Below are 22547 nucleotides of genomic sequence, written 5' to 3'. Positions count from 1 at the left end.
TCAAATGACATCGTTGTGGTGAAGCACCGCTAGCTCAATTGGCAGAGCAGCTGACTCTTAATCAGCGGGTTCAGGGTTCAAGTCCCTGGCGGTGTACGGAATCCCAGCCCAACGGGCCGGGAACCACCGGCCAGCGAGGCCGAGCACCGCTAGCTCAATTGGCAGAGCAGCTGACTCTTAATCAGCGGGTTCAGGGTTCAAGTCCCTGGCGGTGTACCACGAGGAGCAGGTGCACACTCCGGAAAGATCCCGGAGGCACTGCGGCGGGAGCACGTTGGCGGCACAGACAGCCTCCACCTCCGGCATGAGCCTGAGAGATGATCGGGATCCTGTTTTTCACAGGTTTTCGCTCCTCTTCGTGAGTACCGCCCGCGGCCCGACGAGGCCGCCACGGCGGCAGAAGTCTTCTCATGCGGTGCGTCGACTCACAGGCAATCGCCTGCCGCGTCGTCCACCGCTGCCCGGCCCACACGGGCCGACGACGTCGAAGGAAGTTGAGGGAATACGTATGACACACATCATCCACATCACGACCGCGCCGAGCACCGAGCCCGCAGCCATCGGTGCCGAGGCCCGCGAAAAGGCTGATCGCGAGCTCTCCGCCGCACGTGCCGAGCTCGCCTCTCTGGGAGCAGCAGTCTCCCCCTCTCGTCTCGAGCGCGCGCTGGAGCGTCTGGAAGCGGCACAGAGGGCATCACGACGGCCGATCCCCCGGGCTGCCTGATCGGCGGCAGCCCCGACAGAGGAGGACCGTGCTGCCGTCGCGGTCAACGTTCGCCAGATCACGAAAGTAAGTCGCCGAATCCACTGCCGCAGGTACCGGAGGCGATGCGAGGATGAGCGCATACGCCCAGGATCCCGAGGAGGACCCATGCCCCAGCTCACCACCGGTGACCGCGCCCCGGAGTTCGCCCTGCCCGACCAGGACGGACGCACCGTGACTCTTCACGACCTGTGCACCAGCACGGACAAGGGCGTCATCGTCTACTTCTATCCCAAGGCCTGTACACCTGGTTGCACTAAGGAGGCCTGCGACTTCCGCGACTCCGTGGAGGAGCTCAAGGCCGCCGGCTACGCCGTCGTCGGCATCTCTCCCGACTCCGTGACCGCGCAGGCCAAGTTCTCCAACCGTCACGACCTGCCCTTCCCGTTGCTGTCGGACGCCGACCACTCCGTCATGGATGCCTGGGGCGTGTGGGGAGAGAAGAAGAACTACGGCAAGGTCTACACTGGTGTCATCCGCTCGACCGTGGTGGTGGCTCCCGACGGAACCGTGACGCTGGCCCAGTACAACGTCCGGGCGACGGGACACGTCAAGCGGCTGCGAGCTGCGCTGGGCGTGGACTGACAGCTCTGACGGACAAGGACGCCGCATTCGGCTATCAGCGCTCAAGTCGGTAGAGTGGGCACGGCATAGCGCGAGTGGCGGAATTGGTAGACGCCCCAGGTTTAGGTCCTGGTGCCTTCGGGCGTGAGGGTTCGAGTCCCTTCTCGCGTACAGATCTCGGATCCCGACGTCGTTGGGCCTCCGCAGGGCTGATGCGTGGAGGGGCTAACGCCGTTTGCTCATCCAGCCGCTATCTGCCTGAGGGCCGCCGTGATACTGGCAAGACTGCTGGAGAACTGCGAGCAAGTATTTTTTGCCACCTTTCAGCCTGTCCGGGGGCACGAGACTTGACTGAGGCTCGGTTCCACTGCCGGGGTGCTGGCAGATCGGAGTCCTGTGAGCCCTCGGGATTGGAACGATGAGTACGATCCACCTCTGCCTCCCGCTCCGGAGGGGGTCCAGGTAGGCCTTGTCGTCACCGAGACCTCGGCGTGCTGATCGGGGCGGCCTGGTCGGTCCGCTGCGCCGGACTCTTCGAGGGGAGTCGGCCCATTGGTGTCCAGATCGGTGACAAAGGACTCCCCAGCCCCCGAACCGCATGAACGAGAACCTTGGAATGATGCGGTTGCGCTCCGTGTGGATGAGAACGATCCGAGCCTTTGTCACCGATCCGGACATCCTTGGCCTCTCTTCTGGCTCCCGGCGGTGCCCGCCTGGCTCCTGCTGGCGCTCACTCAAGACCGCTTCCGGTCGGGGCCTGTTCAGGCCAGCCATTGCACAAGGGTCGGGTGACACTGGCCAGGGGCTATCCGTACTACACGAGACCCCGACGCCCGTGGAGTACACCCATCTATCGGTCAGTAGCACCCAGACCTCATGCAGTACATGCCCAGCACCACCACAGCAACCAAGCGCACCCCTTCGGCGACGCGATCAAACGATCCCAGTACCCGATCGCCCCACCCCACCGGTATCCCAGATGCCATGACAACCGAAACCCTCAGAAATCATGAGGCAACACGGGACTCGTTGCCAACGTAGGACTGACCGGATCACCGTTCCCGGCGCACGCCCTGAGGAGCGACAACCAGCCGGCTACGATGAACGATCCTCCTCACCATGGCGGGGGTACCGATGAAGCCGAAGAAGACGACACCTGCGATCACGCCGAGCATGACTTGGAATAGGGAGTCCGACTGGTTGGCGAGTACCAGCAGACCGACACTCAGCACGGTGAAGGCGACGCATCCCAGGAGTATTCCCCACCGACGGGCGGACGACTCTGGGAACACCATCATCCCGGCACCACACAGCTGCTTGCTCTGCTGACGCACTCGTCCGAAGTCGACACCCTTGGCCTGTCCACTCCTGTGTTACTCCAGACCGTCTACGTCCAACCTCACCCTACGACGAGCTGCAACAGGGCACGATGAGACGACTCCCCATGAGCGACACTTCAGCACCGCCCGCACCAACACGGCAACTGCGAGCAGGGCATAAACCCCACGACGCCTGTTCTTGCCGATGGGCCTACTGCTCGTGCTGGACGACCTCGAAGCCAAGAACCTCCACGCTCATGCCGCGGCGCTTGTCGTCCTCATGCCCGCCGGCGGGCCGCGCCGCCTGCCAGCGCTCATAGTCCTCACGCGTCTCCCACCTGGTCACCACGAAGTAGCGGTCCTCGCCGACGACCGGGCGCAGCAGCTCGAAGCTCTGGAAGCCTCGCGAGGTGTCAACACCCCGCTTGCGTGCGGCGAAGCGCTTCTCGATCTCGGCCTCGGCGCCCTCGGGGAAGGTCAGCGCGGTGATGTTGACATAGGTCATAACGTTCTCCTTGGTCTCTGCGTTAGCTCCATGCCGGAACAGACATCGCGATGAACGGTACCGCCTGACCACGGCCTCGGACCACAGCCACCGGTGTCCCAAGATGCCCAGGCCGCCCCGAGGCCGGCTGGCCGCCGGGTAGCCTGAGCCCATGACAACTGCCCCGTTCACCCGCAAGGACGGCCGCGCCGTCGACGAGCTTCGCCCCGTGACCCTGACCCGTCACTGGCTCGACCACGCCGAGGGCTCGGTCCTCGTGACATTCGGACGCACCCGTGTCCTGTGCGCCGCCTCCTTCACCGAGGGCGTTCCGCGCTGGCGCAAGGGCAGTGGCGAGGGCTGGGTGACCGCCGAGTACGCGATGCTCCCCCGGGCCGGATCGGAGCGCTCGGGCCGCGAGTCAGTGCGTGGCAAGGTCGGTGGCCGCACCCACGAGATCTCCCGGCTCATCGGCCGCAGCCTGCGCGGCATCATCGATGTGGCCGCACTGGGCGAGAACACGATCGCGCTCGACTGTGACGTCCTGCAGGCCGACGGCGGCACCCGCACCGCAGCCATCACCGGCGCCTACGTGGCCCTGGCCGACGCCGTCGCCTGGGGCACGGAGCAGGGGCTCATCAAGGCCCGCCCCGGCAAACCGGTGCTATCGGACTCCTTGTCCGCCATCTCGGTGGGGATCATCGACGGCGCGCCCTGCCTCGACCTGCCCTACGAGGAGGACGTACGCGCCCAGACCGACATGAACGTCGTCCAGACCGGGGACGGCCGGTTCATCGAGGTCCAGGGCACCGCCGAGCACGCCCCCTTCGACCGCTCCGAGCTGGGAGCGCTGCTCGACCTGGCCGCCTCCGGCAACGCCCAGCTCGCCGCGCTCCAGCGCCGTGCCCTGGCCGGCCCCGGTGGCGAGCCCTTCACCGTGTCCTCCAGCTCGTCCTCCACAGCCCCTGACGACTCCTGGGCCTCGGGACTCACGGAGGCCTGAACCGTGAGCACCTCTTCCGCCAGCGCCGACGTCAATCAGATCGAGTGCCGGGTTGTGGCTCCTGCCGGGGCTCGACTCGTCCTGGCCACCCACAACGCCGGCAAACTGGCCGAGCTGCGGCAGATCCTTGAGCCGCTCGTTCCGGGCCTGGATCCCGGGGCCGTCATCTCAGCCGCCTCGCTCAAGGCCATCGAACCGGTGGAGGACGGACTGTCCTTCACCGACAACGCCCTCCTCAAGGCCCGAGCGCTGGCCCGGGCCACGGGCCTGCCCGCAGTCGCGGACGACTCGGGGCTGTGCGTCGATGTTCTGGGCGGGGCACCGGGGATCTTCTCGGCGCGCTGGAGCGGTCGGCACGGTGACGATGATGCGAACCTTCGGCTGCTTCTGAACCAGCTGGTCGACGTCGCCGATCCTCACCGGACGGCGCGCTTCACCTGCGCTGCGGTCCTGGTCCGGCCCGCAACCGGAGGGCAACCGGAGCAGGTCACCACGATTGAGCGGTCCATGGAGGGGCGCCTGGCCCACTCCCCTCTGGGCGAGGGCGGATTCGGCTACGACCCGATCTTCGTGCCCGTCCAGGAGGACGAGCCGGAGGGGCGGGGCCGCACCACAGCCCAGATGGCACCTGAGGAGAAGCACGCCCTCTCCCACCGGGGCCAGACCTTCCGCGACCTCGCGCCGGTCCTGGCGGAGGCCCTGATCCGGTGAGCCCCGTGGAGGGCGCAGCCCTTGTGGCAGTAGCTCATCCAGGGCGCCTCGTTCGCAGTGGGTCACTCAGGGGTGCGCCCCATGTCCTGCTCCTGCTCAGCGAGGCGACGTTCTAACGCCTTAGGGGTCAGGGAGTCATGGGCGCGAACGTAGCCGTAGAGCCATCGCCATCCTCCCAGGAACACCAGGAGGAAAGTCCCTGTCATCACTGCCCAGGAAACCACGGATGCGACGTCGTCGAACGCTGCTGTCAGGTAGCGCAGCGCGGTCCAGGTCACCCAGGTGAGTCCCACGACGACGAGCCCCTCAGGCAATGCCATCTCCAGATGATCGGGGTGGCGACGTCGTAGGAACCAGGTAGCGCCCCAGGCGACGACGACGGCTGCGCTCGCCTGCCACAGGGGGTCGAGGACCTGCTCAAGGCTGTGGGTGGAGGTGGCGCCGAACAGGGCCACGAGTGCCACCGCCGCCAGGTCCGCGGGCACCACCAGCCACCAGCGCGTCCGCCGGTCCCGGGTCCAGGGGCAGTCCGCCCCGTCGGGAAGCGCCGGGGTGAAGGCGATCCTCCGCTGCTGACGGGGGCGTTCTCGCCCGTCGGCGCTCACAGCTCCCAGACGGCGTCCGCCGTCGCAGCCTCCAAGGGGCCCGAGTAGACGCCTGCAGCCTCCTTGAGGGGCACGGCCGGATCCGTCCAGGGCTGGATGTGGGTGAGAACCAGGTGGCCCGCACCCGCCTGAGCGGCGAGCTCGCCGGCGCGGCGACCCGTCATGTGCATCCCGCTCACGGTGTCTCGGCCCTCGACGAAGGCGGCCTCGGCCAGGAGAAGATCCACGCCCTGAGCCATGTCCTTCATGCCCTGGCACAAGTCGGTGTCACCGGTGAAGGCCAGGCCTACCCGCCGTGAGGGATCCTCCTCGCTCGGCCCCTCGATCCGGTAGCCGTAGGCCTCCACCGGGTGGAGCGCCTCGAAGGGCGAGATCACCATGGGGCCCACGCTGTAGGACCTGCCGGGAACGGCGGTGACGAAGCCGAACTCCGTGGCGTAGCGCTCGGTGGGCGGGACGCCGTCGACGCCCTGGAGGCGCTCCAGCAGCTCCGAGGGGCCGAGGCAGGCGACCGGCCCGAGCGCCCCGGTGGGCAGCCAGCGGCGATAGACGTGCATCCCCACCAGGTCGACCATGTGGTCGGCGTGGCAGTGGGAGATCGCGATGGCGTCGAGCTCGGCGGGATCCAAGTGGCGCAGCAGCTGGCCCATCGAGCCCGGCCCGAGGTCCAGCACGATCGAGTAGGTGCGCAGCGCGCCGTCGGCATCAACTCCGTCGGCCTGAACCAGGTAGGAGGAGGCCGAGGACTGGGGACCGGACATGGATCCGGTGCAGCCGATAATCGTGAGTCTCATGCAAATCCTTGGGGGACGACGGGAAGAGAGGGGGCGTCGAGAGACAGGAGGCCGCCCGCGGCGCCGGCGGCCGGCGTGATGCGCTCGACAACGGCGACCTCGGGCCCGAGGAACCGTCTGGCCAGGACGGAGAAGGCCTCTGGATCACCGGTGGAGCGGAACTCGTGGCGCGGCTGGGAGGCCTCCGGTCCGCGCAGGAGGTTCTTGCGGGCCAGTGCCCGGTAGACGTCCTTGGCGGTCTCGTCCGAGGAGGTCACCAGGGCCACGTCCTCCCCCATCACGTAGGAGATCGGCCCCACCAGCAGGGGGTAGTGGGTGCACCCCAGGATGAGGGTGTCGACGTCGGCGGCCTTGATGGGAGCCAGGTACTCCTCGGCGACGTCGAGCACCTCGGGTCCGGTGGTCACACCCCGCTCGGCGAGCTCGACGAATCGCGGGCAGGCCTGCGAGAAGAGCTCGACGCCGGGGACGGCCTGGAGCGCGTCGTCGTAGGCGCGCGAGTCGACTGTCCCCTGGGTGGCGATCAGCCCCACCCGGCCATTGCGGGTCACCCGGGCCGCAGTGCGCGCAGCCGGGTGGATCACCTCGATGACCGGGACCCCCTGTCCCAGGGTGTAGCGCTCTCGAGCATCATGCAGAACGGCTGCGGAGGCGGTGTTGCAGGCGATGACGAGCAGCTTGACCCCGCGGTCCACGAGCTCGTCCATGATGCTCAGGGCCAGGGAGCGGACCTCGGCGATGTCGCGGGGACCGTAGGGACCGTTGGCGGTGTCCCCGATGTAGAGCACCTGCTCATGAGGCAGCTGGTCGAGGACAGAACGGGCGACGGTGAGGCCACCGACCCCAGAGTCGAACATCCCGATCGGTGCATCGTTCACACGGCGAGACTATGCGGGCCCTGTGCCCCCGAACAGCACGGATACCAGTGATTCCTGCCACCAGGTGACCATGTCGTAGACGAGCGCAGTACCCCGGTACCACTGCTCGTGAGGAGTCTCGCTGTCAGGAGCCTCCTGAAAGGCGACGTTGTGAACGTGCCTGGCGTCCTGAGCCGACTCGATGCCCAGGCGCTGGGCCAGAACGAGCCGGATGTCGTTGATCGCACCCAGCCAGTCGGTCTCCTGGCCGAGCGCCACCAGCACCGTTCCCTCAGGACCCGACGGCGCACGCAGCTCGGCGACCAGCCGCACCAGGCGGTCGGACTTCTCATCGCGCAGTCGCCCGCGCGTCAGGCTGCTCACCTCCATCGCGGTGATGGGATCCTCCGACGCCTCCGGGAGCAGGATCCCGACGACGGGATTCGTGGTCGCCCGGCCGGTGTGGATGCGGTTGGCCGGCGGGTCGACATCGAAGTCCAGAGCCGCCAGGACCTCGCGGTCGCGCTCGCTCTCCCCTGGGCGCCCCGGGTCGCGCCAGGACGACGGCGAAGCAGCTTCTGAGGCCTCCGGTTCACTCGCGCCCCCACCAACGTCACGAGCGCCATCATGAGCGGGGTCGTCGGCCTGGAGGAGGGCTCTGACCTCGAGGGCCAGGCGGGCGAGGAGCTCTCGCTCCCAGTCGTCGAGACCGCAGGCCAGTCCCTCGGAGACACGGCGGAAGGCTTGCATCAGTCGCCTCCTGCAGAATCGCTCGCGGGAGTGTCGCCGTCCTCGCCCAGGGGCTCGATCGTGGCGCGCAGACCGTAGCCGTGCATCGCGGTCACATCGACCTCCATGCGCTCACGGGCTCCCCGGGAGACCACGGCGCGGCCGGTGGTGTGCACCTGCATCATGCGTGCCTCGGCCACGGGTAGGGAGAAGCCGAAGTAGGAGTGGAAGACCCAGGTCACGTAGCTCATCGTGTTGACCGGGTCGTCGTGCACCACGGTGCACCACAGGCGCTGAGCGCGGGCACGCGACTCCTCCAGGATCTCCGGTTCCGCGACGGGCAATGAGGCGCTCATACCACCAGGGTAACGGCGACCTGGTGATCGTAAGCCAGTGTTGAAAGCCAGGGGTGGGGCGGTTGATGGCTCAGCCCTGCGGCAACCCGCGATAGGTTGTTCCCGTGAACGACTATGTGCCCACCACCGCATTGACTGCCGAATCCGCCGCTACTTCGATCGACGTGCCCACTGCCTCCACCTCACTTCTGACTGACATGTATGAGCTCACCATGCTTCAGGGTGCGCTGGAGTCGGGGACCGCCACGAGACGCAGTGTCTTCGAGCTCTTCGGCCGCAGGCTTCCAGGATCGCGCCGCTTCGGCGTCGTTGCGGGCACCGGCCGGCTGCTGGACGCCATCGAGGCCTTCACCTTCACCCCCGACCAGATCGACTTCCTGCACCGCACCGGGGTCGTCAACGACGAGACCCTGGACTTCCTGCGCGACTACCGCTTCACCGGCACGATCCGGGGCTACGCCGAGGGCGAGTGCTACTTCGCCGGCTCCCCTCTCCTGACTGTCGAAGGCACCTTCGCCGAGGCCTGCATCCTGGAGACCCTGGCCCTGTCGATCTACAACTACGACTGCGCTGTCGCCGCAGCCGCCTCCCGCATGACGATCGCCGCCCACAGGCGTCCGTGCGTGGACTTCGGCGCCCGCCGTGCCCACGAGCTGGCGGCCGTCGCAGCAGCACGCGCCTCGGTTGTCGGCGGTTTCGTGGGGACGAGCAACCTGGAGGCGGGACTGCTCTACGGGATCCCAACGGTGGGGACCTCGGCTCATTCATTCACTCTTCTGCACGACACCGAGGAGGAGGCCTTCGCCGCGCAGGTGGCCAGCCTCGGCCCGGGCACCACCATCCTGGTGGACACCTACGACATCGCCACCGGAGTGGAGCGGGCCGTCAAGGCGGCCAGGGCAGCCGGGGGCGAGCTCGGGGCAGTACGGCTGGACTCCGGTGACCTGGTGGCCGAGGCCTTCAAGGTACGGGCTCAGCTCGATGCCCTGGGAGCGACGTCGACGAAGATCACCGTGACCAACGACCTTGACGAACACGCCATCGCCGCGCTGGGAGCCGCCCCAGTGGACTCCTACGGCGTGGGAACCAAGCTCGTCACCGGATCGGGGCGCCCGACCGCAGCACTCGTCTACAAACTGGTGGAGCGCGAGGGAGCCGACGGCACCATGGAGGAGGTCGCCAAGTTCTCCTCGGGAGGCAAATCCACCGTGGGCGGCCGCAAGTGGGCCGGCCGCATCCTCACTGCTGAGGGCACGGCGGCCGAGGAGCTGGTGGTCTCCTCCGGCTCGCAGGATCAGGGGCTGGCCGCACTGGACGAGGCCGGCGCCAGGCCGCTCCAGGTGCTCCTGGTCGATGAGGGCCGGATCATCGAGGAGCACCGCGGCAAGGAGGCCTTGAGCGCGGCGGCGAAGCGGCACCGGGCGTCCCGCGCCGAGCTGCCCTACGACGCCTGGCGCCTGAGCTACGGGGAATCGGCGCTGCCGACCCGCCACGTCGACCTCGACAGTCGAAGCGCCACCCGGCGCTGAGCCGGCCGTGGCAGCCCCATCGCGTCCAGATCCGAGCCCGACGGGTCAGCGCCTGCCGACGAACCAGCGCCGCAGGGTCTGGATGCGCTTCTCGATCTCCTCGGTGGAGGCGGCCGCCACCTCCGGGCCCCCGCACACGCGTCGGAGCTCGGTGTGGACGACGCCGTGCGGCTGGCTGGAGCGGCGCGCCCAGGCGGCGACCAGCTGGGAGAGCTCCTTGCGGGCCGCCGCCCGGCGCCTAGCGTCGTCGACGCCTGAGTTCTTCCGCCTCTGCGCCTCGGCCGCGGCCTGCTGCTTCTGGGAGGCGATCTGCTTGTCCTGGCGCTGACGCAGCAGGGCGGTCACCTGCGCGGGCTCCAGCAGCCCCGGCAGACCCAGGTACTCCTGCTCCTCGATGCTGCCCACCATGGCGCCGGTTCCGAACTCGCCGCCGTCGAAGAGCACCCGGTCGAACTCGGCCTGGCTGTCCATGGCCTCGAAGCCGGGCAGGAGATCGGCCGAGGCGTTCTCGGTCTTGTTGGCCTCAGCGAGCAGCCGGTCCTCGGGGCTGAACAGGGCATCCTCCTGCGCCGCCGAGTCGGGACGGTTCAGGACATGGTCACGGGCCACTTCCATCTCGCCGGCCAGGGCCAGCAGGGGCGTCACCGAGGGGAGGAAGACCGAGGCGGTCTCGCCGCGGGCCCGCGAGCGCACGAACCGCCCCACCGCCTGGGCGAAGAAGAGCGGGGTGGAGGTGGAGGTGGCGTAGACGCCCACGGCGAGCCGGGGGACGTCCACGCCCTCAGAGACCATGCGCACGGCCACGAGCCAGCGGTCTGTGGAGGCGGAGAAGGCCTCGATGCGGCTGGAGGCGCCGTTGTCGTCGGAGAGGACTACAGTGGGAGCCTCGCCAGTGATGGCGCGCAGCTGCTTGGCATAGGCACGGGCCTTGGCCTGATCGGAGGCGATGACGAGGGCCCCGGCGTCGGGCACCTGGCGGCGCACCTCGGTCAGGCGCTGGTCGGCGGCGGCCAGGACCGCGGGGATCCACTCCCCCGCCGGGTCGAGTGCGGTGCGCCAGGCCTGGGCCTCCAGGTCCTTGGTGAGGGGCTCGCCCAAGCGGGCCGCGACCTCATCGCCGGCTTTGGTGCGCCACCGCATCTGCCCCGAGTAGGACATGAACATCACCGGGCGCACAACGCCGTCGCGCAGCGCGTCGGAGTAGCCGTAGGAGTAGTCCGCCTGGGATCGCTTCGAGCCGGAGGCGTCCTCCTGGTACCGCACGAACGGGATCGGGGAGGTGTCGGAGCGGAAGGGTGTTCCGGTCAGGGCCAGCCTCCGGCGCGCCGGGGTGAAGGCTTCGCGGATCGCGTCCCCCCAGCTCAGGGCGTCTCCGCCGTGGTGGATCTCATCGAGGATCACGAGGGTACGGGCCTGGTCCGTGCGGGCGCGGTGCAGGTTGGCGTTGGCGGCCACCTGCGCGTAGGTCAGGGCGACGCCGTCGAAGCGCGAGCCGAGCGCGCCCTGGGAGTTGGAGTAGGAGGGGTCGATGTGGATACCGACGCGGGCGGCGGCCTCGGCCCACTGGTACTTGAGGTGCTCGGTGGGGCAGACGATGGTCACCTTGTGGACGTCACCGGCGCTGAGCAGCTCGGTGGCCACCCGCAGCGCAAAGGTCGTCTTACCGGCTCCGGGCGTGGCCACGGCCAGGAAGTCCTGGGGCATCGCCTCCAGGTACTGTCGCAGGGCCGCGGCCTGCCAGGCGCGCAGCGACCCGGCCGTTCCCCAGGCCGCGCGGCGCGGGTAGGCCGGGGAGAGGTTCTGGGCCGCCGACGTCGAGGCCCGAGTCGGGACTGCGTGGGTCGCCTGGCCGCCGCGAGCGGCGTTCACCGACCGCCTCGCCCGAAGGGGAGGCGGGGGAAACGAGGCCCCTTGCCGCTGCCGGAGTCGTCGCCGCTGCGCATCTCCTCATAGATGGACTTGCAGGTGGGGCACACCGGGTACTTCGACGGGTCGCGCCCGGGCGTCCAGACCTTGCCGCACAGTGCCACAACGGGACGTCCGGTCACGGCGGCCGCGGCGATCTTGTCCTTGCGGACGTAGTGGGCGAAGCGGTCCGCGTCGCCGTCGTCGGTCGACTGGAGCTCCTCGCGCTCCAGGACGGCCGTACCAACACCTTGCGTGGGCTCGGCGGCCGGGTCGGTGGGGGCTCCGGGCGATCCTGGATCAGCGCTGGCGAGGACATCTGTCATGCCGCCCAGTCTAGGTCGCACAGTGCGCACCGGCAGTCGCCCACCCCACCCTGCCCCTGTGGCGAGGCTCTCCCTGAGATGGGCGACGCCTCTGTCAGGGTTTCGAGGTGAGCCGGCTGGCGGCCGCGGGGTCGACGAGCACCAGGGCGTCATCGTGGCGCTGCATGACGGTTGCCGGCCACTCGGGGCTCACCTCGCCCTCGACGAGCTGGGCGATGGCTTCGGCCTTGCCCTCCCCGGTTGCGATGAGGACGAGCTTGCGGGCCTCCATGATGGTGGCCAGCCCCTGGGTGATGCAGTGGGTGGGCACCGCATCGACGTCACCATCGAAGAACCGGGCGTTGTCGCGGCGGGTCTGCTCGTGGAGCTCGCCGACATGCGTTCGCGAGTCGAGGTCGCCGCCGGGCTCGTTGAATCCGATGTGCCCGTCGGATCCGATGCCGAGGATCTGCAGGTCGCAGTAGCCGGCCGCCGCCATCTGCGCCTCGTAGTCGCGGCAGGCGGCCTCAAGGTCCTTGCTCAGCGCGTCCGGACCGTGGAGGGCACCGGGGCGCATGTCGACGCGGGAACGCAGATTGGTCTCCATGAAGGTGGCATAGCGCTCCGGGTGCCCTGCGGGCAGGCCTACGTACTCGTCGAGCATGAAGCCGGTGACCTCGGCGAAGCTGATGCGGCCGGCGGCGCAGCGCGCGGCGAGCTCGTCGTACAGGGGCAGGGGCGAGGAGCCGGTGGCAGTGCCCAGCACGGCTGCCGGCTTGGCAGTGAGCAGCGACTCGATCTCATCTGCCGCCCGCTGGGCGAGCGCCTGCGCGGAGTCCAGAATGACAAGCTGCACGATGATGTCCTCTCTGACATGACTACTAGGTTTGGCGACGTCTGTGAGCCGCCACGATCTTGAGCGGCTTTACAGCAATCCTACCCCAATTCGTCAGAATCGATCAGTCTGTGGATGTGTTCTCAGACAGGCTGAGCGTGTCCCGGCCAGGTGCGGATCGTGGCGAGTACCTGGGGGCCGCGCCGGTCCAGCAGCCGCCCCCCGATGACGACCCCGACCCAGAGCGCCAGAGAGCACCACACGCCCCCAAGAGCGAGGGCCCCCCACTCCCACAGCAGCGAGCCCTGGGCGACGCCGTAGATCGCCACCCCCAGCACGGGCGAGCAGATGCCGAGGAGGAGAAGCATCGCCACCATCTGGATGACCGCGGCGAGGAAAGCCGTTCCCGAGGTCCGCGAGCGCATGGGGCTGTCTCCGGGGGCGAGTGTCTCATAGGGCAGCAGGACGCTGGTGAGGCAGGACCACGCCAGCGCACAGCCGTGGAGCGCCAGGCAGGCACCGGTCACAGCTGGGAGGGCCGCCCACTGACCGGTCCACAGGCTCATGAGCAGATCGACGGCCAGCAGCAGGGGGACCTGCCACAGCGCTGCGCCGACGACACGTCCCAGACGGTCGTGCGCTCCTCTGACACCGGCACTGATGTGGCTCCACAGGGCGGTGGAGTCCAGGCCGAGGTCGTCATGGATCGCCCAGCCCATGAACATTGCCAGCGCCGGCGCCATGAACAGCAGGAGTACTGGAGCGTGCCCGATGGCGAGGCTGGTCTCCAGCCGCTGCCCGTTGACATAGAAGGTGTGCGTGCTGGAGTTGAGAGTGGGGACCAGGACAAGGACGACCGGCATGAGCAAAATGCTCAGAAACTGGACCAGGTACCTGGGATCCGTGCGCCAGTAGCGCAGGCACCGAGCAGCCACAGCGGCCGCCGGTTCCGGCAGAAGAGCACCGAGCCTGCGTGCCCACGGCAGTACATCGGGTTGGCTCTCATGATGCGGGTCAGCGCTCGCGCCTCGCGCGGCGTAGGCGCGGGCGCGGACCTGTGCGGTCCCCGGGGAGGCCATCACCCCGCCCACGACTCGTTGCCACAGGGGAAGCAGGGCCAGGGGGATGATCCAGGCGCCGATCGTCAGTGCCAGCGCTGCAAGCACCGAGCCATTGGCCACCAGCCCGGGGGCGGCGAAGGCCCAGCCGAAGGGAGTCAGTCCCAGGATCCTGGCCGCCGCCCTGATGTGCTCGACGAAGCCGGAGACGTCGTCCCCGATGAGCCTGGAGATCAGATTGGGCAGCTGCGTGACCGCCAGAACGGCCAGGAAGGCGATGATCGCCGTCGTCTCGCGTCCTCGGCGCGACGAGGAGATTCCCGCGGCCGTCACCACGATCCGGGAGAGGATGACGCAGGTGGCCAGGGCCGCCGGAGCGCACAGCAACGCCAGGAACGCCGCCAGGGTCTGCCCGGCTACCAACCAGGTGAGAGCCGGGATGAGGCAGATGACGGCTGTCAGGCAGCCGGGAATGCCGAGGGCGCCGGCGGCTAGCAGTCCAACGGCCAGTCCTCGCGACGGAGCAGTCCAGGCGGCCATGGCTCGGGGGTCCAGGGTGGAGTCGACCCCGGTGACGAGCAGGGGCACCACGGCCCAGCCAGCTACCAGCAGCGCCCCGAGGGAGCCTAGTACCAGTGCTGTGACCTGGGGATCTGAGCTCAGTCCCAGACCAACGGCCCCTGCCAGCACCATGCCCAGTACCCCCAGCCCGTACAGGGCTCCGATCACGGTACCGACGATGGCCCAGACGTTCCTGCTCAGGGCGTTGAGGGTCAGGCGCCACTTCAGCTTGATGAGGGTCGCAACCACGACAGCCCCTCCGTCCGTACCTGGGCCCCCACCAGCTCGGTGAAGCGCTGCTCGAGATCGGCTCCTGCGGCGACCTGCTCCGTCGTCCCTGCGGCCACGACTCGACCGGTGTTGATGATGGCCACGTGATCGCACAGGCGCTGCACGGTGGACATGACATGACTGGAGATGACCACGGTGCCGCCGGCAGCGGCATAGTCCTTCAGAATCGCCTGGATCGTCTGCGCCGAGATCGGGTCGACGGCCTCGAAGGGCTCGTCCAGGACCAGGATGGAGGGCGAGTGCACCATGGCGCAGGCCAGATGGATCTTCTTGCGCATGCCTGCCGAGTAGTCGGCCACCAAAGTGGTGCCGGCGTCCCACAGTCCCAGGACCTTGACCAGCTCGGTGGCACGGGGCACGACGACGTCGCGCTCGAGCCCGCGCAGAAGGCCGGAGTAGGTGACGAGCTCAAGACCGTTGAGGCGGTCGAAGGTCCGCAGCCCGTCGGGCAGGACTCCCAGGAGCGCCTTGGCCCGCAGAGGCTCGGCCCACACGTCAACACCGTGGACCAGCGCCTGGCCTGCGTCGGGGCGCAGCAGTCCGGTGGCCATCGACAGGCTGGTCGTCTTGCCGGCGCCGTTGGGGCCGACGATGCCGTAGAAGCTGGAGACCGGGATATCGAGGTTCAGCCGGTCTACCGCGACCTTGCGGTCGAAGGCCTTGACCAGGCCGACTAGGCGGAGTGCGGGCACCGATGCGGACGCGGATCTGGGCGGAGTCCCCGCCAGTGCCGCAACCGTGTGAGACGCGTGAGAACTGTCGAGTTGACTCGCTGGAGAGGTGGAGGCAGGCATGCTTCCACTGTAGGAGCGACTGCCCACTCGGTCCTCCGTCGATAGGAGGAGATCGTAGGAGGAGATCGAAGGTCGTCGCCTTCTTCCCTCAGAACCGCCCCCTGAGTATCGTCAGCGGCACACTGCGATACCCAGGCCCGTGCACGTCGTCGCATGAGAACGATTCCGGTCCGTCAGCTGCACCTTGCAGCGACGGACCGGAATCAGGACATCAGGGGCACGGCCCCACGTATCACTCGGCGACAGCCTTCTTCAGCGAGGAGCCGACGGTGACCTTGACGCCGTAGCCGGCGGGGATCTGAATCTCCTCACCGGTGCGGGGGTTACGGCCAGTACGTGCGGCACGCTCGACGCGCTCGATGCCCATGAGACCGGTGATCTTGACAGCCTCACCCTTGGCGACGTTCTCAACGAGGACATCCTGGAAGGCTCCCAGGAAGGCGTCGGCGTCGGTCTTGGTCAGGCCGGCCTTCTCGGCGATGGCGGCGATGAGCTCGGTGCGGTTGACGGACATGTCTTCCCTCTCGATCGTGGACGGACACCCTTATGTGGTGCCACTTCTGGCAACGCTACGCATAAAACCTTGGGTTTGTCAGGTCAGACCGGAGTGTCGCGCTGGATAGCGAGTAACAATTCGCACATTTGCACCCCAGCAGTCACACCCGTCACATGCGGAGCAAGTCGCGGAACGACGCCGTTTCTGCTCAGCCCTTCCAGAGGGCACCCGGTAGGGCGTTCGCGAACCACGACGTGATGGTGGTCGGATGGGTGATCGCGGTACCGACGACGACGGCGAAGGCCCCGTGCTCCATGGCGGCGGCGGCCTGCGCGGGGGTGTGAACCCGTCCCTCGACGACGAGCGGGACCTCCGCCACACCGGCGATCTGGTCGACGAGCTCGAGGTCGGGGCCGTCGGTCTTGGGACGCTCCCCGGTGTAGCCGGCCAAGGTGGTCCCCAGGATGTCGACCCCGGCGTCCTGCGCGGCCCTGGCGTCATCCAGGGACCCGCAGTCGGCCATGATGAGGACCTCGGGGCGAGCCTGTCGGAGGCCCTCGACGGTCTGGGCGAGACTTAGTCCGTCGGGACGGGGACGGCGCGTGCCGTCCAGGGCCACGATCTGGCTGCCGGTGGCGGCCACGGCGATGGCGTGAGTGAGGGTGGGGGTGATGAAGACGCCGTCGTGCCCCTCTTTCCACAGGCCGATGACAGGCACGTCGACGTGCTGGCAGATGAGGGCCAGATCCGCCAGGCCCTGAGCACGGATGCCGACGGCACCGCCGGCGACACAGGCCTGGGCCACCTCGTCCATGGTGCGAGGGTCGCGCATGGGTTCACCCGGATACGCCTGGGCGGAGGCGATGAGCCCTCCTCTCAGGCGCTCCAGGACGGGATGGAGGTGCGCGTCCGCCGACTGCTGCTCCGCGGACGGGTGTGATGCTGTCTGCTCGGTCATGGGTACGGTCCTGTCTGATGGTGCCTGATGGCTGTGATTGTCGGTGGCCGGGAGGACTCGCGACTGCTTACGCGGGCCCGTTCCGGGTTTCGGCCAGGACAAGGGCGCCGCGGGCCGCGCCGACGATCGGAGCGGTGGTCCCCAATGTGGCCGGAACGATCTTGATGGGCGCCAGCGGGTCGATGATCTCCGAGGCGAAGGCCTGCCGCAGGGGCCCCCACCACAGCTCGCCGGCTCGGGCCAGGCCCCCGGAGACGACGACGACGTCGGGGTCGATGACGGCGACCAGGCCGGCCAGCGCCCTGCCCAGGCAGACCGCCGAGTCGCGGTAGACCTCCTGGGCGATGCCGTCCCCTGAGTCGGCGCGCCTCTCCACCTCGCGGGCGTCGGGTACGTCGGGATCTCCCCCCTTGGCCAGGTAGCGACGGTAGATCTGGGGACCGGCGGAGATGCCCTCGAGGTGTCCCGGCCTGCCGCAGGTACAGGGCTCGCCCTGCGCGCCGGGCACGGGCATGTGGCCGATCTCCCCCGCGACGTGGTGGGCGCCCCGGCGGGTTCGCCCCTCGATGACGAGGGCGCCGCCGACACCGGTACCCACGGCCACCATGAGGACGACCTCTGAACCGGCGCCGGCACCGAGCCACGCCTCCCCCGCGGCGTAGGCGTCGACGTCATTCTCGACGTGGACTGGAAGCGCCCCCAGTCCCGCGGAGACGAGCCGTTCCCGCACGCCGGCGGCGACCTGCGTGCCGGCCCAGCCGGTGATGGCGTCGGTGGCGGACAGGATCGTCCCGGTCTCGACGTCGACGACGCCGGCGGTGCCGATGCCGACCGCTGCGACGGAGGCTGGCAGCCCTGGAGCCTCATGGGTTCCGGCAGTCACGACCTGCTGCACCAGCGCACTGATGGAGTCGAGCATGGCGGCAGGGCCGTCGTGAGCCGGAGTCGGGCAGGAGGCCACCGGACCTCGCAGGGTCCCGTGGACGTCCACCAGGGCCGCGGCCATCTTGGTGCCGCCGAGGTCGAGTCCGACGACGAGCGGCGCCTCGCCGGACGGTGATGGGGTCGTGGGGGCGGATGGGAGGACATCCTGGCTCATGGCACTCTCCAAAGTGGTACTCGGTGTGCAGTACGGGTGCGTGCGGGTGCAGTGATCTGAGGGACGGAGGCGGATGGCCGACAAGACAACGAACGCGGCGATGCACCTGGGTCCGCTCGCACACGGAAGTGGGGACGCGACGGGGCCGGGATGCCGCCGGCGGCTGCTGCGCGCCCGACTCGTTCAGATGTCTGACCGAGATATCAGAACGTCGGGAACGGTCGGGCGCGTAACCAGCAGGTTGTCGGATGGCGTCAGATGAGGCCCTGTGCCTTGACGATCTCCAGAACAGCATCCTTGGTCTCGCCCTGAAGCGCCTTGACCGGGAACGCCATCTCGTTGGTGGCGATGATTCCGATCGCCTCCATCGCGGTCTTGAACGCGCCGATACCCGTGGCATCGGCCGAACGCCCCTGGGGCACGAAGACGATCTCGAAGCCGGCGCAGATCTCGTCCTGGATACGACGCACCTCGTCCCACTGGCCCTCGCGAGAGGCCTTCCACATCTGGGCGTAGCGGACCGGGTCCACGTTGCCGTAGCCGGGGACGAGCCCGTCCGCACCCAGCAGGAGCATGCCGTCGACGACGCACTCATGCCCCGTCAGAAGAGCCAGCGGGTGACCTGCGGCCTCGTTGGCGGCAACCAGCCTGCGGAAAGCGACGTCGTTGCCGGAGGAGTCCTTGACACCGGCGATGACGCCCTCCTTTCCCAGCTCGACGAGAAGGTCTCGGCCGAGCTTGGCGCCTCCCAGGCGCACGGGGACGTCGTAGGCGAACACCGGAACGTCGATGGCCTCGGCGATGGCGCGGAAGTGGGCCTTGATCTCCTCGGTGTCGTTGAGGGCGTAGAAGGGGCAGGTCGCCACGATCGCCTCGGCCCCAAGGGCGACGGCCCGGCGGGCCTGGTCGATGACGCGGTGGGCCGTGGTGTCGATGGCGCCGGCGAGCACCGGTACACGACCCGCGGCCGTCTTGACGACGCGCTCGATAACAGCCTCGCGCTGGGCGTCGGTGAGGTAGGCGACCTCTCCGGAGGACCCCAGGGCGAACAGGCCATCGACGCCTCCGGCGATAAGGTGCTCGACGACCTTGTCCAGGCTGTCGAGGTCAACCTCGCCCTCAGCGGTAAAAGGGGTGACAACCGGCGGGATGACGCCGGTGAAACGGTTGTCCATGTGGTGTCTCTCTTCATTGAAAGTTTATCGGACGTCTGACATCTGACGTCAGGAGTCATTGTTGCAGATGTTCCCGCTCGGCGCCACCCCGGCGCGCGCGATCGAACGATCACTCTCGTCGCGCACGCCGGAGCGGCAGGAGGGCAGGACTGGGGACGCTCCCCCAGAAGGGCTACTTGACGGAGCCCTCTGAGAGCCCGCCTGAGATGTGCTTCTGGATGACCATGAAGAAAACGACCGACGGGACGATCACGATCACGGAAGCAGCCATCATGGCTCCCCAGTCGAGAACCTCCGACCCCTGGAGAGAGTAGAGGCCGACTGCGACGGGCATCCTGTCCGACTCGGTAATGAACAGGAGCGCGTAGAGGAACTCGTTGAAGGTATTGATAAAGGTGTAAACGGCAGTCGCCACGATTCCCGGGAGAATAATGGGTACCGAGATCTGCCAGAACACCCGGAACCGGCTGGCCCCATCGACTGCTGCAGCCTCCTCAATCCCGACGGGGACGGTCTGGAAGAACCCGATGAGCATCCAAATCGCATAGGGTATCGAGAACGACAGGTATGCGATGATCAACCCAATATAACTATTCATGAGCCCGAGCTTGACCATGGTGATGGTGTACGGGATGGCGAGCAGGATCGGCGGGAACATATAGGTCCCGATAAGAATCTTGGTGAGCTGTCGCCCGACGCGCGGAAAGAAGCGCACGATCCCGTAGGCCCCGAGCAGCGAGACCAGGACGGCGATGACTGTGGAGCATCCGGCGATCAGCAGCGAGTTCTTCAGGTTCGTCAGGAACCCGATCTCCTCGACCACCTTGCGGTAGTGATCAAGTGTCGGCGAGCTGGAGAACAGCTGCAACGGATTCTGCGAGAGCTCATGCGAGGTCTTGAAGGACGAGGAGACGACCCACACGAGCGGAAACACCGCAATAAAGGCGGCAACGATGAGAATAAGGTACACGCACACCGTACCCCACGGACTACGACCAGCACGTCGCATGGTTCAGCCCCTTTCCTTTTCCCAGCGGTTGAGCATCCTGAATGCCCCGAAGGCCAGAAGCAGCAGGAAGATCAGTAACAGGATCGTGACGGTGGATGCGACACCGAGCTGCCGCAGGTTCCAGCCCTCCTGGTAGGCGAAGATCGGCAGCGTCGTGGTCCTCTCCCCCGGGCCACCGCCGGTCAGGAGGAAGAGCATGTCGAAGTTGTTGAAGACCCAGATGGTGCGCAGGATGACCAGCAGACCAATGACCTCACGAATATGTGTCAGTGTGATGAACCTGAACCTCTGCCATCCGGAGGCACCATCCATCATCGCGGCCTCGTACTGCTCCTGAGGGATCGTCTTGAGAGCGGAGAGGATGTTCACCATGAACATCGGGGCACCGAACCAGATGTTGATCAGCAGCGCAACCCAGAAGGTCGTGTCGGGGTTACCCAGCAATGCCATGTTCTTATCAGTCACCCCAAGAGAGGTCAGGAGATTGGGGAGGAATCCATAGACATCATTGAGGATCCACTTCCAGGCAAAGGCGGTAATGATGGCGGGGAAGGCCCAGGGGACGATCAGGAGCGTACGGAACACCCCTGATCCGCGCGGAACCCGGTCCAGTGCGAGAGCCAGCACCATGCCTATCGCGAGCTGACCGGCAAGAGAGGCTGCGGTCCACTTGATCGATACCCCGAATGCGTTCCAGAAGCTCGAGGAGCCGAGCAGGTCCGTGTAGTTGGAGATCCCGACCACGTGGTAGCTGGTGCGTAACAGGTTCTTGTCCGTGAAGGAGTACCAGATACTGGAGAATACGGGGTAGATCAGGAGGGCGAGAACGACAATCATTGAGGGCGCGACGAAGCACACGCCCGTCCAGTTCATTCGTTTGATGCGTGTCATGAGTTCACCTTTCGGACTGGGTGGCGGGGACGAGACGCCGGCCCCGCCACCGCGCCGACTCACTTGAGGCTGGCTCCTGCGGCCTTGAACGCCTCGTTGAGCTTCTTCTCGCAGTCCTTGGCGGCAGTCTCGACATCGGTGCCGTCGATGATGATCGAGTGGTACATCTTCTCGATCAGCCCCTGGCTGGTGAGCACACCGGCCTGGACGAGTGGCCCCTTCTCCATGCCGATGGCGCTGCCGACGCCAACCTGGTCCTGGATCACCTTGATCGAGTCCGCGTACTTCTGGATGGTCTCATTGCCCAGGTAGCTCGAGTCCTGCGAGATGTCACTGAGGACGGGCAGCATCCCGCCGGGGACCGAGTGGAGGAACTCGATGTACTTGTCCTTGGTGAACAGGAACTCCAGGAAGGCCTTGGCCTCTCGCTTCACCTTGGAGGCCTCCCACACCACCAGGGGCACGTTCGACACCTCGGCCGGGTAGTTGACCGGGTCGGACGCCTTCATCCTGGGAAGCGGCGCCGCGGCGATGGAGTCGACCAGATCGGGGCGGTTGGTGGACACTCCGGAGATGTGGAATCCGGAGTTGAAGTCGAACGCGGTCTTGCCCTGGTAGAAGAGCGTCGCCTGGTCGAGAACGGCGTAATCCAAGGCCCCCTCCGGGGAGACGGACTTGTAGAGGTCGGTCCAGTACTTGATGCCGCTCAGGGCGGTCTCCGAGGTGAGGTTGGCCGTTCCGTCGTCCTTGAGCAGTCTTTGGCCTGCGGAACGAACGTAGAAATTGAGGTAGCGAGCCCCCAGCATGTCCCCGGTCCCCAGGGGTACGGACAACCCGTAGAGATCATCAGACCGTCCAACCGCCTTGGCCGCTGCGGCCAGTTCATCCCAGGTTGTCGGTACCGACAGCCCCTTGGACTGCAGCACGTCCGTGCGGTACCACATCACCTGAGCGTGGGAGTAGATGGGCACGGAGTAGGACTTTCCGCCCGACTGCCCCTCGGCCAGTGCCGGCTTGGGGAACCGGTCGCGGCCAATGGAGTCGATCACCTTGTCAAGAGGGACCAGGGCCTCGGAGTTGATCATCTCCACGACGTTATTGGGCAGCGCGGTGGAGATGTCCGGCACCTGTCCGGCGGTCAGTCCGGTGGTCCACTTGGTGTTGAACTCGGACCAGGAGAACTGCTCGATCTTGACGGTGACATCGGGATTCTTGGTGTGGAACTCCTCGGCCATCTTCTTCATCCAGTCGGCACGCGGCCCCTGGGTGAAGGACGACCACATGGTGACGGTGCCGCGCAGAGGCCCGGTCTCCTCATCCTCGGAGGAGCTCTGAGCGCCGCATGCGGCGAGCGCCCCGCAGATGCCGACGCCTCCGAGGATCATGAAGCTGCGACGGTTGAAGGCGGGCGATGGGTGAGACGGGACGGGGGTGGACGGGGTCATATCGGTTCTCC

24 protein-coding genes and 3 tRNA genes are annotated in these 22547 nt (G+C 67.4%); 8 read left to right on the top strand and 19 right to left on the bottom strand.

Features of this window, described 5'->3' with window-relative positions; translation table 11 throughout:
- Positions 1 to 23 precede the first annotated feature (23 nt).
- The 5 genes from BQ8008_RS02760 (at position 24) to BQ8008_RS02740 (ending at position 1498) form a co-directional block, all read left to right on the top strand.
- Positions 24 to 96, top strand: a tRNA-Lys gene (locus BQ8008_RS02760).
- Between the two features lie 47 nt (positions 97 to 143).
- A tRNA-Lys gene (locus BQ8008_RS02755) sits at positions 144 to 219 on the top strand.
- Positions 220 to 508: 289 nt separating this feature from the next.
- Positions 509 to 724 (top strand): hypothetical protein, encoded by a 216-nt coding sequence (locus BQ8008_RS02750; protein ID WP_108832705.1) that lies wholly within the window; start codon positions 509 to 511, stop codon positions 722 to 724.
- Between the two features lie 147 nt (positions 725 to 871).
- Positions 872 to 1348: a thioredoxin-dependent thiol peroxidase gene (gene bcp / locus BQ8008_RS02745; protein WP_108832704.1), complete on the top strand. Its 477-nt coding sequence runs from the start codon at positions 872 to 874 to the stop codon at positions 1346 to 1348.
- A 68-nt stretch (positions 1349 to 1416) separates the two neighbouring features.
- A tRNA-Leu gene (locus BQ8008_RS02740) sits at positions 1417 to 1498 on the top strand.
- Between the two features lie 881 nt (positions 1499 to 2379).
- Here BQ8008_RS02740 and BQ8008_RS02735 read toward each other — a convergent pair.
- Both BQ8008_RS02735 and BQ8008_RS02730 read right to left on the bottom strand, forming a co-directional pair.
- Entirely contained in the window at positions 2380 to 2625 is a 246-nt protein-coding gene (locus BQ8008_RS02735; protein WP_159086763.1) for a hypothetical protein, read from the bottom strand.
- Positions 2626 to 2857: 232 nt separating this feature from the next.
- Positions 2858 to 3151, bottom strand: a complete 294-nt coding sequence (locus BQ8008_RS02730) for an antibiotic biosynthesis monooxygenase family protein (protein ID WP_108832702.1) — start codon at positions 3149 to 3151, stop codon at positions 2858 to 2860.
- A gap of 151 nt (positions 3152 to 3302) precedes the next feature.
- On the opposite strand from BQ8008_RS02730, the gene rph reads away from it, so the two are divergent.
- Positions 3303 to 4133, top strand: coding sequence for a ribonuclease PH (rph, locus tag BQ8008_RS02725; RefSeq protein WP_108832701.1), 831 nt, complete (start codon positions 3303 to 3305; stop codon positions 4131 to 4133).
- 3 nt (positions 4134 to 4136) lie between these two features.
- On the top strand, positions 4137 to 4844 hold the full coding sequence (gene rdgB, locus BQ8008_RS02720) for an RdgB/HAM1 family non-canonical purine NTP pyrophosphatase (RefSeq protein WP_108832700.1): 708 nt from the start codon (positions 4137 to 4139) through the stop codon (positions 4842 to 4844).
- A 62-nt stretch (positions 4845 to 4906) separates the two neighbouring features.
- On the opposite strand, the gene BQ8008_RS02715 is transcribed toward rdgB, so the two are convergent.
- From BQ8008_RS02715 to clpS, 5 genes are read right to left on the bottom strand one after another with little or no spacing between them, the layout of a single operon-like run.
- Positions 4907 to 5449, bottom strand: coding sequence for a DUF3054 family protein (locus BQ8008_RS02715; protein ID WP_108832699.1), 543 nt, complete (start codon positions 5447 to 5449; stop codon positions 4907 to 4909).
- Complete coding sequence (locus BQ8008_RS02710) at positions 5446 to 6243, bottom strand: MBL fold metallo-hydrolase (RefSeq protein WP_108832698.1); 798 nt, start codon at positions 6241 to 6243, stop codon at positions 5446 to 5448. Before BQ8008_RS02710 ends, BQ8008_RS02715 begins: the two co-directional genes overlap by 4 nt.
- Positions 6240 to 7100: a glutamate racemase gene (gene murI, locus BQ8008_RS02705; protein WP_234415435.1), complete on the bottom strand. Its 861-nt coding sequence runs from the start codon at positions 7098 to 7100 to the stop codon at positions 6240 to 6242. Before murI ends, BQ8008_RS02710 begins: the two co-directional genes overlap by 4 nt.
- A 30-nt stretch (positions 7101 to 7130) precedes the next feature.
- Entirely contained in the window at positions 7131 to 7850 is a 720-nt protein-coding gene (locus BQ8008_RS02700) for a DUF2017 family protein (RefSeq protein ID WP_108832696.1), read from the bottom strand.
- The gene (clpS, locus tag BQ8008_RS02695; protein ID WP_199907921.1) at positions 7850 to 8185 is read right to left on the bottom strand and encodes an ATP-dependent Clp protease adapter ClpS; all 336 of its coding nucleotides are present in this window, start codon (positions 8183 to 8185) and stop codon (positions 7850 to 7852) included. Before clpS ends, BQ8008_RS02700 begins: the two co-directional genes overlap by 1 nt.
- Positions 8186 to 8343: 158 nt before the next feature.
- Here clpS and BQ8008_RS02690 point away from each other — a divergent pair, with 158 nt between their 5' ends.
- The gene (locus BQ8008_RS02690) at positions 8344 to 9714 is read left to right on the top strand and encodes a nicotinate phosphoribosyltransferase (RefSeq protein WP_108834590.1); all 1371 of its coding nucleotides are present in this window, start codon (positions 8344 to 8346) and stop codon (positions 9712 to 9714) included.
- A gap of 45 nt (positions 9715 to 9759) precedes the next feature.
- On the opposite strand, the gene BQ8008_RS02685 is transcribed toward BQ8008_RS02690, so the two are convergent.
- The 12 genes from BQ8008_RS02685 to BQ8008_RS02630 all read right to left on the bottom strand — a co-directional run bounded on the left by BQ8008_RS02685 (position 9760) and on the right by BQ8008_RS02630 (position 22536).
- Positions 9760 to 11583, bottom strand: a complete 1824-nt coding sequence (locus tag BQ8008_RS02685; protein WP_108832694.1) for a DEAD/DEAH box helicase — start codon at positions 11581 to 11583, stop codon at positions 9760 to 9762.
- Positions 11580 to 11945, bottom strand: coding sequence for a DUF3039 domain-containing protein (locus BQ8008_RS02680; RefSeq protein ID WP_108832693.1), 366 nt, complete (start codon positions 11943 to 11945; stop codon positions 11580 to 11582). The genes BQ8008_RS02685 and BQ8008_RS02680 overlap by 4 nt, the downstream gene beginning before the upstream one ends.
- Positions 11946 to 12039: 94 nt before the next feature.
- Entirely contained in the window at positions 12040 to 12780 is a 741-nt protein-coding gene (gene nagB, locus BQ8008_RS02675; RefSeq protein WP_108832692.1) for a glucosamine-6-phosphate deaminase, read from the bottom strand.
- A gap of 122 nt (positions 12781 to 12902) precedes the next feature.
- Complete coding sequence (locus BQ8008_RS02670) at positions 12903 to 14627, bottom strand: transporter (protein ID WP_108832691.1); 1725 nt, start codon at positions 14625 to 14627, stop codon at positions 12903 to 12905.
- Positions 14603 to 15463 (bottom strand): ABC transporter ATP-binding protein, encoded by an 861-nt coding sequence (locus tag BQ8008_RS02665; RefSeq protein ID WP_108834588.1) that lies wholly within the window; start codon positions 15461 to 15463, stop codon positions 14603 to 14605. Before BQ8008_RS02665 ends, BQ8008_RS02670 begins: the two co-directional genes overlap by 25 nt.
- 232 nt (positions 15464 to 15695) lie before the next feature.
- Complete coding sequence (locus tag BQ8008_RS02660) at positions 15696 to 15977, bottom strand: HU family DNA-binding protein (protein ID WP_003783064.1); 282 nt, start codon at positions 15975 to 15977, stop codon at positions 15696 to 15698.
- Between the two features lie 190 nt (positions 15978 to 16167).
- Positions 16168 to 16917, bottom strand: a complete 750-nt coding sequence (locus BQ8008_RS02655; RefSeq protein ID WP_108832690.1) for an N-acetylmannosamine-6-phosphate 2-epimerase — start codon at positions 16915 to 16917, stop codon at positions 16168 to 16170.
- A 67-nt stretch (positions 16918 to 16984) separates the two neighbouring features.
- On the bottom strand, positions 16985 to 18016 hold the full coding sequence (locus tag BQ8008_RS02650) for an ROK family protein (protein WP_108832689.1): 1032 nt from the start codon (positions 18014 to 18016) through the stop codon (positions 16985 to 16987).
- Positions 18017 to 18270: 254 nt separating this feature from the next.
- On the bottom strand, positions 18271 to 19191 hold the full coding sequence (locus BQ8008_RS02645; RefSeq protein WP_108832688.1) for a dihydrodipicolinate synthase family protein: 921 nt from the start codon (positions 19189 to 19191) through the stop codon (positions 18271 to 18273).
- Between the two features lie 172 nt (positions 19192 to 19363).
- On the bottom strand, positions 19364 to 20161 hold the full coding sequence (locus tag BQ8008_RS02640; protein ID WP_234415191.1) for a carbohydrate ABC transporter permease: 798 nt from the start codon (positions 20159 to 20161) through the stop codon (positions 19364 to 19366).
- A 42-nt stretch (positions 20162 to 20203) separates the two neighbouring features.
- Positions 20204 to 21091: a carbohydrate ABC transporter permease gene (locus BQ8008_RS02635; RefSeq protein WP_199907920.1), complete on the bottom strand. Its 888-nt coding sequence runs from the start codon at positions 21089 to 21091 to the stop codon at positions 20204 to 20206.
- Positions 21092 to 21150: 59 nt separating this feature from the next.
- Entirely contained in the window at positions 21151 to 22536 is a 1386-nt protein-coding gene (locus BQ8008_RS02630; protein ID WP_108832686.1) for an ABC transporter substrate-binding protein, read from the bottom strand.
- Positions 22537 to 22547 lie beyond the last annotated feature (11 nt).

The sequence above is a fragment of the Actinomyces sp. Marseille-P3109 genome, assembly GCF_900323545.1.
In the GTDB taxonomy this organism is placed as follows: Bacteria; Actinomycetota; Actinomycetes; order Actinomycetales; family Actinomycetaceae; genus Actinomyces.
This window is presented reverse-complemented; position numbering and strand designations above follow the sequence as displayed.

Excerpts from the sequence above, each read along its gene's own strand:
- BQ8008_RS02630 (WP_108832686.1), bottom strand. The coding sequence starts at position 22,536 with ATGACCCCGTCCACCCCCGTCCCGTCTCACCCATCGCCCGCCTTCAAC.
- rph (WP_108832701.1), top strand. The coding sequence starts at position 3,303 with ATGACAACTGCCCCGTTCACCCGCAAGGACGGCCGCGCCGTCGACGAG.
- BQ8008_RS02750 (WP_108832705.1), top strand. The coding sequence starts at position 509 with ATGACACACATCATCCACATCACGACCGCGCCGAGCACCGAGCCCGCA.
- BQ8008_RS02655 (WP_108832690.1), bottom strand. The coding sequence starts at position 16,917 with ATGACCGAGCAGACAGCATCACACCCGTCCGCGGAGCAGCAGTCGGCG.
- BQ8008_RS02665 (WP_108834588.1), bottom strand. The coding sequence starts at position 15,463 with ATGCCTGCCTCCACCTCTCCAGCGAGTCAACTCGACAGTTCTCACGCG.
- murI (WP_234415435.1), bottom strand. The coding sequence starts at position 7,100 with ATGTTCGACTCTGGGGTCGGTGGCCTCACCGTCGCCCGTTCTGTCCTC.
- clpS (WP_199907921.1), bottom strand. The coding sequence starts at position 8,185 with ATGAGCGCCTCATTGCCCGTCGCGGAACCGGAGATCCTGGAGGAGTCG.
- BQ8008_RS02700 (WP_108832696.1), bottom strand. The coding sequence starts at position 7,850 with ATGCAAGCCTTCCGCCGTGTCTCCGAGGGACTGGCCTGCGGTCTCGAC.
- BQ8008_RS02650 (WP_108832689.1), bottom strand. The coding sequence starts at position 18,016 with ATGAGCCAGGATGTCCTCCCATCCGCCCCCACGACCCCATCACCGTCC.
- BQ8008_RS02645 (WP_108832688.1), bottom strand. The coding sequence starts at position 19,191 with ATGGACAACCGTTTCACCGGCGTCATCCCGCCGGTTGTCACCCCTTTT.
- BQ8008_RS02660 (WP_003783064.1), bottom strand. The coding sequence starts at position 15,977 with ATGTCCGTCAACCGCACCGAGCTCATCGCCGCCATCGCCGAGAAGGCC.
- BQ8008_RS02635 (WP_199907920.1), bottom strand. The coding sequence starts at position 21,091 with ATGACACGCATCAAACGAATGAACTGGACGGGCGTGTGCTTCGTCGCG.
- BQ8008_RS02730 (WP_108832702.1), bottom strand. The coding sequence starts at position 3,151 with ATGACCTATGTCAACATCACCGCGCTGACCTTCCCCGAGGGCGCCGAG.
- BQ8008_RS02680 (WP_108832693.1), bottom strand. The coding sequence starts at position 11,945 with ATGACAGATGTCCTCGCCAGCGCTGATCCAGGATCGCCCGGAGCCCCC.
- bcp (WP_108832704.1), top strand. The coding sequence starts at position 872 with ATGCCCCAGCTCACCACCGGTGACCGCGCCCCGGAGTTCGCCCTGCCC.
- BQ8008_RS02710 (WP_108832698.1), bottom strand. The coding sequence starts at position 6,243 with ATGAGACTCACGATTATCGGCTGCACCGGATCCATGTCCGGTCCCCAG.
- BQ8008_RS02735 (WP_159086763.1), bottom strand. The coding sequence starts at position 2,625 with ATGATGGTGTTCCCAGAGTCGTCCGCCCGTCGGTGGGGAATACTCCTG.